The 10,007-nt window shown below is 74.9% G+C and carries 7 protein-coding genes; 2 read left to right on the top strand and 5 right to left on the bottom strand.

Going from position 1 to position 10,007, the window contains the following annotated elements; all coding sequences use genetic code 11:
* Nucleotides 1-189 precede the first annotated feature (189 nt).
* Complete coding sequence (gene eno, locus ACFU9A_RS19825) at nt 190-1,473, bottom strand: phosphopyruvate hydratase (protein WP_430577025.1); 1,284 nt, start codon at nt 1,471-1,473, stop codon at nt 190-192.
* Nucleotides 1,474-1,653: 180 nt separating this feature from the next.
* Here eno and ACFU9A_RS19820 point away from each other — a divergent pair, with 180 nt between their 5' ends.
* Entirely contained in the window at nt 1,654-2,337 is a 684-nt protein-coding gene (locus ACFU9A_RS19820) for a hypothetical protein (RefSeq protein WP_430577378.1), read from the top strand.
* 7 nt (nt 2,338-2,344) lie between these two features.
* Here the strand turns inward: ACFU9A_RS19820 and ACFU9A_RS19815 are convergent, their stop codons facing one another.
* The 3 genes from ACFU9A_RS19815 to ACFU9A_RS19805 form a co-directional block, all read right to left on the bottom strand.
* Complete coding sequence (locus ACFU9A_RS19815) at nt 2,345-3,013, bottom strand: DNA alkylation repair protein (protein WP_430577024.1); 669 nt, start codon at nt 3,011-3,013, stop codon at nt 2,345-2,347.
* Nucleotides 3,014-3,070: 57 nt separating this feature from the next.
* Nucleotides 3,071-3,979: a phosphotransferase gene (locus tag ACFU9A_RS19810; RefSeq protein ID WP_430577023.1), complete on the bottom strand. Its 909-nt coding sequence runs from the start codon at nt 3,977-3,979 to the stop codon at nt 3,071-3,073.
* Between the two features lie 105 nt (nt 3,980-4,084).
* Complete coding sequence (locus ACFU9A_RS19805; RefSeq protein ID WP_430577022.1) at nt 4,085-5,512, bottom strand: hypothetical protein; 1,428 nt, start codon at nt 5,510-5,512, stop codon at nt 4,085-4,087.
* A 174-nt stretch (nt 5,513-5,686) separates the two neighbouring features.
* On the opposite strand from ACFU9A_RS19805, the gene ACFU9A_RS19800 reads away from it, so the two are divergent.
* Nucleotides 5,687-6,121: a TIGR03618 family F420-dependent PPOX class oxidoreductase gene (locus ACFU9A_RS19800; protein WP_430577021.1), complete on the top strand. Its 435-nt coding sequence runs from the start codon at nt 5,687-5,689 to the stop codon at nt 6,119-6,121.
* Nucleotides 6,122-6,164: 43 nt separating this feature from the next.
* Here ACFU9A_RS19800 and mfd read toward each other — a convergent pair whose 3' ends face one another.
* Nucleotides 6,165-9,803 (bottom strand): transcription-repair coupling factor, encoded by a 3,639-nt coding sequence (mfd, locus tag ACFU9A_RS19795; protein WP_430577020.1) that lies wholly within the window; start codon nt 9,801-9,803, stop codon nt 6,165-6,167.
* Nucleotides 9,804-10,007 lie beyond the last annotated feature (204 nt).

The following is a 10,007-nucleotide window of genomic DNA, read 5'->3' as shown; positions in this document are numbered from 1 at the left end:
CGCCGCGGCGCGCCCGGGGCCCGGGGGGGGCGCGCCCGCCCGGGCCGGTCTCGCGGTTGCTGATTTTATCCTCGACGGGCTCGCTTGAGGATCAAGTCAGCACGCTCGATGCGGACGGCGGGACGACGACGGCCGGCCGCCCCGTGGGGGCGACCGGCCGACGGTCAGGTCCTGCGAGCCTCCGGGGTGTCAGCCCTGGAAGCGCGGGAAGGCGGAACGGCCGGCGTAACGACCGGCGTCGTCCAGCGCCTCCTCGATGCGCAGGAGCTGGTTGTACTTGTTGATGCGCTCGCCGCGGGCCGGGGCACCGGTCTTGATCTGGCCGGCGTTGGTGGCCACGGACAGGTCCGCGATCGTGGTGTCCTCGGTCTCGCCGGAGCGGTGCGAGGTCATCGTGGTGAAGCCGTTGCGCTGCGCGAGCGTGACGGCGTCGAGCGTCTCGGTGAGCGTGCCGATCTGGTTGAGCTTGACCAGCAGCGAGTTGGCGGCCTTCTCCTCGATGCCGCGGGCGAGGCGCTCCGGGTTGGTGACGAACAGGTCGTCGCCGACGACCTGCACCTTGTCGCCGACCTCGGCCACGAACTGGGTCCAGGCGCCCCACTCGTCCTCGGACAGCGGGTCCTCGATGGAGACGATCGGGTAGTTCGCGACCATGCTCTCGTAGAGCTTGATCATGTCCTCGGTCGAGTGCACCTCGCCGTTCTTGAAGTGGTACGCGCCGTCCTTGAAGAACTCGGTGGCGGCGACGTCCATCGCGATCGCGACGTCGGAGCCCGGCGCGAAGCCGGCCTTCTCGATCGCCTCGACGATGAGGTCCAGGGCGGCGACGTTCGACGGCAGGTCGGGGGCGAAGCCGCCCTCGTCGCCGAGGCCCGTGGAGAAGCCCTTGCCCTTCAGCACGCTCTTGAGCGCGTGGTAGACCTCGGCGCCGGTGCGCAGGGCCTCCTTGAAGGTCGGCGCGCCGATCGGCGCGATCATGAACTCCTGGAAGTCCACGGTCGAGTCGGCGTGCGACCCGCCGTTGACGATGTTCATCATCGGCACCGGCAGGACGTGCGCGTTGGGACCGCCGACGTAGCGGAACAGGTCGAGGCCGGCCGACTTCGCGGCCGCCTTCGTGACCGCGAGCGAGACGCCGAGGATCGCGTTGGCGCCCAGCTTGCCCTTGTTCGGGGTGCCGTCCAGCTCGATCAGGGTCTGGTCGATGATGCGCTGCTCCTCGGCGTCGTAGCCGATGAGCTCGGGGGCGATGTCGTCGATGACGGCGTTGACCGCACCCTCGACACCCTTGCCCAGGTAGCGCCCCTTGTCGCCGTCACGACGCTCGACGGCCTCGAAGGCGCCGGTCGAGGCGCCCGACGGGACGGCCGCACGGGCGAACGTGCCGTCGTCCAGCGCGATCTCCACCTCGACGGTGGGGTTGCCGCGCGAGTCGAGGATCTCGCGTGCTCCAACGGCTTCGATGCTTGCCACGGGCTGCTCCTTCAGACGGGGCTCGCAGGCGACCGCGCGGCAAGGCCCAGGCGAAGGTGCCCGGGGCCGCTGACGCCCGCGACGGTGCTGGGTTGACGCCCCCAGCCTAGACCGGCCCTCCACCCCGGGCGCCCCCGACCACGGAGCGGTCACCCCCGCTAGCGTGGGAGGGTGCACGGCATGTGGGACTTCCTCGGTTCCTACTGGTGGCTGGTCTTCCCGTTGAGCGGCATCGTCGGCGGGTGGATCCGCGGTGCCCAGGTGTGGGACGAGCGGCGACGGCGCGACAAGATCGAGATGTACCGCCTCAAGCACGCCGGCGAGCAGGCCGCGCAGGCCGACGACGAGGCGCTCTCCCGCGAGATCGAGCGCACCGTGGCCGCGCACGACGAGACCCAGCACCGCTGGCTGGAGTACGAGCTCGACGCCGTGAAGGCCGTCGAGTACCCGCTGATGTCCGACATGCGCGAGCAGGTCACCGTGGACTTCCACCGCGCGCGGCGGGAGGCGGAGGACCTGCGTCCCGAGAACCTGGACGCGCTGCGCGACCGGCGCCGCCTGGACCGGTACCGCGACGCGGTGCGCGAGATGCAGGTGCGGTTCGACATCGCCGAGCGGGAGGCACGACGCCGACGGGCGTCGGACTTCTCGCCGGCGGAGCGCCAGGCCCTCGACCGCGCCAAGAAGCTCCTCGCGCTGGCCGACGACGAGGGCTCCTCGCAGGCGGAGCGGCAGTCGGCCTACCGGCGCGCGACGAAGGAGCTCGAGGGCATCCTCGCCCTGCCGGACGCGGCCACCGACGCCCTCGAACGACGCATCGCCGGCCAGCTCGGCCGGGCCACGGGCGACGGCGGTCCCGCCTGACCCGGGGTCACGGGTCGGCGGGCAGCTTCAGCCGCGCCTCGCGACGCACCGGTGCCGGGAGCGCGTCGCCCATCCGGTCGAGGAACGCGCGCACGGCCGCAGGGTCGGCGGCGCCGGCGTGCTTGAGCGCGATGCCGACGGGCCGGCGGACCACCGGGTCCGGGTCGGTGTGCAGGAGCTCGACGAGGCGGAGCAGGTCCGCGATGCCGTCCGGGTGCGGCGGCCGGGTGAACGCCAGCGGCGCGGTGAGCGCCGTGCGGCGGCGCAGCGGGTCGTCCGAGCGCGCCAGCTCGAACAGCGGCTCCCGCGAGCGGTCCCGCAGGTAGACCCCGACGACCCGCGGCGCCGCCCGGTCCACCATGTCCCACGTGTCGATGCGGTCGTGGCGGTCGAGGTAGACGCGGTAGCGCGGCTCCCGCTCGGCGTCCGTGACCCGCCGCCGCACCGCGAAGTCCAGCACGCAGAAGGCGGCGAGCCGCGGCTCGTACGCGGGCTCGTCGAGCAGCCGGTGCACCTCGTCGAGCGGCATCGCGGCGTACCGCTTCGCCACGTCGAAGAGCGTGCCCATCCGCACGCCCAGCACCTCGCCCGGCCCCGCGTAGTGCCGGTTCGGGTGCGCCGCCGGGTCCGCGACCGCGCGCAGGTCCGCGACGACGGCGTCCGCGGTGAGCTCCACGACGTCCACGCTACGCGCGGCCGGACGGGTCGGCGTCCGCGGCCGGGCGCCCTCGGGTCACACCGTCGCGACGAGGCGGGCCAGGCAGGCGCGGGCCGGCGGGCCCCAGGTGGCCTTGCCGCCCGGACGGCCGTGCACGCCCGCCTCGCCGACGAGCAGGCCGCCCAGCGCGGCGGCCGCCGCCCACCCGCGGGCGCGGCGACGGGTGGCCTCGTCGGCTCCGGGCCGGTAGGCGGCGTAGAACGCGCCCTCCGTGCCGGCGGGCAGCAGCCGCCACACGGCGGAGAGGTCGTAGGCCGGGTCGCCCGCGCAGAGGTCGCCGAAGTCGACGACGCCGCACAGGCCGCCGTCCGCGGTGACGACGTTGGCCGGGTGCAGGTCGGCGTGCAGCCACACCGGCGGGCCGTCCCACGCCGGAGCGGCGAGCGCGTCCTGCCAGACGGCGCGCACGGCCTCCGGGTCGGTGACCAGCCCGCGCTCGACCGTCTCCGCGAGCCCCTGCTCGAACCCGTCGGTGTGCTCCGCCAGGGGGCCGCCGCGGCCGCGGCCCGCGGGCGCGCCGTCGGGGGCGGGCCGGTGCAGCGCGGACAGGAACCCGGCCAGGTCGCCGGCCGCCTCCGGGGCGGTGAGGGGTGCGCGGTCGGCGGGCTCGCCGGGCACCCACGTCGTGACGATCCACGGCCGTCCGAACAGCGCGCCGGGCTCGCCGAGCCGCTGCGGCACGGGGACCGGCAGCGGCAGGAGCGGCGCGAGGCCGGGCAGCCAGGCGTGCTCCTTGCGCAGCAGCGCGTCGGCGCTGTCCGTCGCCCACGGGAGCCGGACGGCGAGGTCGTCGCCCAGGCGCCAGAGCTGGTTGTCCCACCCGCGGGCGCCGAGGCGCAGCGGGAGGTCGGCGAGGTCCGGGTGCTGCTCGCGCAGCAGGTCGCGGACGAGGTCGGCGGTGATCTCGACGTCGGTGGTGGTCACGACGCGCCACGCTAGCGGGGCGCCCCGCGCGCCGGGCCTTCCGCGCCCGCACGTTCACCGCACCGGCACGACGTCGGCACGCGCTACCCGTGCTCGTAGGGTCGGTCAGTGCCCGGGCTGCGCCGCGGCCGGCAGGTCGGGCGGCCCGGAGCCGTCGTCCGCGGGGGCCTCGTCCTCGGGGAGGGGCGGCCGCGCCACCAGCTCCAGCAGGGCGATGAGGACGCCGGCCACCAGGGCCGTGCCGATGATGAGCCCCGGCGTGGGGCTGCCCGCGAGCAGCAGCACCAGCGCGGCGACGACGATGATCACCACGCGGACCAGGGTGCGGTACCGGCCCAGCCACGTGCCCACCGGCCCGGTCGACACGCCGCGCCCCTCGCCGTAGTCCCGCACCCACGCGAACCCGCGCCCGGCGCCCGCGCGCAGGGAGCGGGCCGACGCGCTGCTCCCGCCCAGGTAGGCGACGAGCGCGACCACCAGGCCGAGCACGCCCACCGTGCGCAGCGCGACGCGCAGGAACGACACGACCTGGTCGAACAGCACCTCGGCGGCGTCCAGCCGCAGCACCACGTCCTTGAGCGCGTCGATGTACAGCCCCCGCGCGATCGCGAGCCCGACGGCGAGCAGCACCATCGCGGCCGCGAGCGACAGCCCGGCCACCACGAGGGTGCGCGACTTGTGCCGCGCGACGAGCACGCCGGCCGCCAGCAGGGCGAGCGAGATCCACGGCAGCCACGTGCCCAGCGCCACGAGCTGGGCGTACCGGTTCTGCACCTGCACCAGCTGCGACGTCTGCATGAGGGTGAACGTGGCGTTCACCTCCGGGATCCTCGCCGCGATCCCGAGCCCCCGGTCCACCAGGCGCTGCTTGAGCAGGTCGATCATGCCGGAGAGCTGGATGGTGAGCTGGCCGTCCTGACCGATCTGCAGCAGCTCGCCGCCCTCGCCCTTCATCGTCGCGACGAGCTGCTGGTGCGCCACCCGGTTGGCCTGCACCCAGGCGTCCTGGAACGCGTCGCTGGTCACGACGCCGTCGGCCGCGCGGCGCACGAACGACTCGACGCCGCTGGTGAGCGGCCCCTCGAGCTGGGTGAGCGCGTCCGTGGCGCGCGGCCCGACGCCCTGCTGCTCCAGCCCGTCGACCACGGTGCCGAGGATGGCCTGGACGTCGATCTGCTGCATCACCACGTCGGTGAGCCGCCCGGCGACGGCGCCCTGGATCGCGGGGTCCGACGCGAGCGGGCCCACCGTGGCGACGTACCGGTCCGTGTCGGTGAGCGTGCGCTCCGCCCACGCGGCCACCACCGCGACGGGCGCGAGCAGCGCGCCGAGGACGACCAGCACGACGGCGGCCGCCGCACGACCCCGGTGGCGCGGCTCCCGCCGGGCGGGCGGGGGCGCGGCCACGACGACCGGCGGGCCGCCGGCGGCCAGCCGCGCGCGCAGCTCGGCGTTCTCCCGTTCGAGCGCGGCCAGGCGCGCCGCCTGGTCCTCCGGCAGCCCGGCGCCCGTCCCGTCGGTCGTCCCGCTCATGGTGGCCTCCGTCCGTCGCCCGTCGCCGGGGCCCCGCGCCGGGACGGCGCGGGCGGGCCCCGCACGGCGCCCCCTCCGGCTCATGCTAGGGACGCGTGGCCGTTCCCACCTGCCGAAACGAGGTGAAAGCGGGGCGGGCGCTCAGTTCCGCGCGGTGCGCCGGTCGTCCCCTGCATGACCACCGCTCCGGCGGCCGGCCCGGCACCGCTGCCCGGCCCCGCGCACCTGCCCGACCTCGCCCGCACGCTCGTCGCCGAGCCGCACGTCGCGCACCTCGCGACGCTGCTGCCGGACGGGTCGCCGCACAGCGTGCCCCTGTGGGTGGGGTGGGAGGGCGACCGGCTGGCCTTCCTCACCGGGCCCCGGTCGCAGAAGGGTCGCAACGTGGACCGCGACCCGCGCGTCGCGGTCTCCGTCACGCACACCGAGCGGTCGTGGGAGATGGCGATGCTGCGCGGCCACGTGGTCCGGGTGCTGCTCGGCGACGCGGGCTGGGCGGCCGTGGACCGCCTCGCCCGCGCGTACACCGGCGCCGACTACCCGCGCGGCGAGGAGCGGATCGTCTACCTGGTCGACGTCGACCGGGCGACCGCGCAGTCGTTCGGCTGACCCCCGCCGTCGGCCCCTGTCGTTCCTCCCGCCGGCCCGCCCGTCAGCGCGCGGCCGTGCCCACGCTCGCGGCGGCGGAGACCTCCCCGAGGACCACGGCGTCGATGAGCTGGCGCGCCCACGCGAGCACCTCCGCGCCGCGCAGGGGCCGGCCGCCGATGCGCGCCGTCGTCGGGAAGGGCACGAGGACCGCGCGGATGGCCGGCTTGAGGATCGTGCCCGGGTACAGCCGCTTGAGGCGCAGCTGCGCGGACTCCGCGAGCTCCACCGGCGCGAACCGGATGAACTTGCCCTGCGCGGTGACGTCGGTGAGCCCGGCGCGGCGCGCGTGGTTGCGGAAGTCCGCCACGTCGAACAGGGCGGAGGCGACCTCGGGCAGGGTGCCGTAGCGGTCCACGAGCTCGGCGCGCACCTCGGCGAGGGCGGGCCCGTCCTGCGCGGCGGCGATCTTCCGGTACGCCTCGAGGCGCAGCCGCTCCGTGGCGATGTACGACTCGGGCAGGTGCGCGTCCACGGGCAGCTCGATGGTGACGTCGGGCTGCTCCTCCTCCCCGTCGCCGCGGAAGGCGGCCACGGCCTCGCCCACCATCCGCACGTACAGGTCGAAGCCCACGCCCGCGATGTGGCCCGACTGCTCGCCGCCCAGCAGGTTGCCGGCGCCGCGGATCTCCAGGTCCTTCATCGCGATCTGCATGCCCGCGCCGAGGTCGGTGTGCGCCGCCATGGTCGACAGCCGGTCGTGCGCGGTGTCCGTCAGCGGCCGCTCCGGCGGGTACAGGAAGTAGGCGTACGCGCGCTCGCGGCCACGGCCCACGCGGCCGCGCAGCTGGTGCAGCTGCGACAGCCCGAGCACGTCCGCCCGCTCCAGGATCAGGGTGTTGGCGTTGGAGATGTCCAGGCCGGTCTCGATGATCGTGGTGCAGACCAGCACGTCCAGCTCCTTCTCCCAGAAGGCGCGGATCACCTGGTCCAGCTGGTGCTCGCTCATCTTGCCGTGCGCCACGCCGATCCGGGCCTCGGGCACGAGCTCCGCGAGGCGCGACGCCGTCTTCTGGATGGTCTCCACCTTGTTGTGCACGTAGAAGACCTGGCCCTCGCGCAGCAGCTCGCGCCGGGTCGCCGCCGCGATCTGCTTCTCCTCGTAGGCGCCCACGTAGGTGAGCACGGGGTGGCGCTCCTCGGGCGGGGTGGCGAGCGTCGACATCTCGCGGATGCCCGTCACGGCCATCTCCAGCGTGCGCGGGATCGGCGTCGCGGACATGGCCAGCACGTCCACGTTGGTGCGCAGCTGCTTGAGCGTCTCCTTGTGCTCGACGCCGAACCGCTGCTCCTCGTCGACGATCACCAGCCCGAGGTCCTTGAACCGCACCGAGCCGGTGAGCAGGCGGTGGGTGCCGATGACGATGTCGACGGTGCCCTTGCCGAGCCCCTCGACCGTCTCCGCCGACTCCTTGTCCGACTGGAAGCGGGACAGCGCGCGCACCGTCACGGGGAACCCGGCGTACCGCTCGGAGAACGTGTCGAAGTGCTGCTGCACCAGCAGCGTCGTCGGGACGAGGACGGCCACCTGCTTGCCGTCCTGCACCGCCTTGAACGCGGCGCGGATGGCGATCTCCGTCTTGCCGTAGCCGACGTCGCCGCAGATCAGGCGGTCCATCGGCACCGCCTTCTCCATGTCGGCCTTGACCTCGTCGATGGTCACGAGCTGGTCGGGCGTCTCGACGTAGGCGAACGCGTCCTCGAGCTCGCGCTGCCACGGCGTGTCCGGGCCGAACGCGTGGCCCTGCGTGGCCATGCGGGCCGAGTAGAGGCGGATGAGCTCGCCCGCGATCTCGCGCACGTGCTTGCGGGCGCGCGCCTTGGTGTTCTTCCAGTCCGCGCCGCCCATCTTCGACAGCGACGGCGACTCGCCGCCCGTGTACTTGGTGACCTGGTCGAGCTGGTCCATCGGCACGAACAGGCGGTCCCCCGGCTGGCCCCGCTTGGACGACGCGTACTCGATGACGAGGTACTCGCGCGTCGCCGCGTTGGCCCCCGCGCCGAGCGTGCGCTGCACCATCTCGACGAACCGGCCCACGCCGTGCTGCTCGTGCACCACGAAGTCGCCGGCGCGCAGCTGCAGCGGGTCGACGACGTTGCGCCGCCGGCTCGGCATCCTGCGCATGTCGCGCGTCGTGGAGCCCTGGCGACCGGTGAGGTCGGACTCGCTGAACACCGCGAGCCTCAGGTCCGTGGCCACGAAGCCCTTGCCGACCAGCGCGGGCGCGACGAGCACGACCCCGCCCTCGGGCTCCTCCCCCAGCGCCGTGACGAGCCGCGCCGCCGTGTCCGCCGCGGAGAGCTGCTCGACCATGCGCTTCGCGGGGCCGTGGCCCTCCGTGGTGAGCAGCAGCCGCCAGCCCGCGCGCTGCAGCGTCTGCACGTCGTCGAGCGCGCGCTGCAGGTCGCCGCGGTAGGACTCGACGTCGCGCGCGGCCACGGTGAAGGTCGTGACGCCGTCCACCTCGGACGTCGGCGCGACGGCGCTGCCCGCGAGCTCGTCCTCGGTCCCGTCGGACCCGTCCGTGGTGGGCGCGTCGAGGCCGAACGACGACAGCGTCCACCAGCCCAGGCCGCGACGGGCCGCGACGTCCCGCACCTCGGTGAACGTCTCGAACGACGCCGCCGACAGGTCGATGGGCGCCGCTCCCCCGGCGACGGCCCCCGTCCAGGCCGCGGCGAGGAACTCCTCGGTCGTCGCGACCAGATCATGGGCGCGCCTGCGCACGCGCTCGGGCTCGTCGATGACGAGCAGCGCGTCGTCGGGCACCAGCTCGAGCACGGGCACCATGCGGTCCACGAGCACGGGAGCGAGGGACTCCATGCCCTCGACGGCGACGCCGGCCGCGAGCTTGTCGAGCATCTCGATCGCGCCGGGCAGGCGCTCGACCAGGCCCGCCGCGCGCTGCCGCACCACGTCGGTCAGCAGGATCTCGCGGCACGGCGGCGCCCACAGGCCCTGCTCCGCGATCTCGAGCGAGCGCTGGTCGGCGACGGCGAACCAGCGGATCTCCGTCACCTCGTCGCCCCAGAACTCGATGCGCAGCGGGTGGTCCTCGGTGGGCGGGAAGACGTCGAGGATGCCGCCGCGCACCGCGAACTCGCCGCGGCGCTCCACCATGTCCACGCGGGAGTAGGCCGCGCCGACGAGGCGGTCCGACACGTCCGTGAGGTCCGCCGTCGTCCCCGTGTGCAGCTCGACCGGCTCCAGCTCGCCGAGGCCCTCGACCACCGGCTGCAGCAGCGCCCGGGCCGGCATGACGAGCAGCCGGATCGGCCCGGTCGGGCCGGTCTCCGGCGCCGGGTGCGCCAGCCGGCGGAACACCGCGAGCCGCTTCGCGACCGTGTCCGCGCGGGGCGAGAGCCGCTCGTGCGGCAGCGTCTCCCAGGCGGGCAGGACGGCGACCTCGTCCGCCCGCTCGTCCGGCAGGTACGCGCGCACGGACGCGGCGAGCTCGTCGGCCTCGCGGCCCGTCGCCGTGACGACCACCAGCGGGCGCCGCTCGGCCGCCGCGGCCAGCAGCGGCGCGCGCACGCCCACCGGCCCCACGACGTCGGCGAAGCCCCGCGCCCGGACGTGCTCCAGCGCGGCGGCGGCGCCGGGGTCGGCGAGGAGGGCGGGGACGATGCCGGTGAGGTTCATGCGAGGTCCTTCTGGTGCGACGCGGTCGGGGCGCTGGTCGGTCGGGGCGCTGAGGTGTCGGAGCGCTGGTGTGTCGGAGCTCGATGCGGGCACGACGACAGGCCCAGCTCTCCCCGGGACGCACGGGGTTCCCGGGGACGGCGGAGGCGTGGGGCGTCTCCGTCGTCGGGCCGTGGAACCGTGCGATCGGCGGGGTGCCGGGCG

This window comes from Isoptericola sp. NPDC057653 (assembly GCF_042799955.1).
GTDB lineage: Bacteria > Actinomycetota > Actinomycetes > Actinomycetales > Cellulomonadaceae > Isoptericola.
Note: the sequence above shows the minus strand (reverse complement) of the source record. Positions and strands in the feature narration are given on the sequence as shown.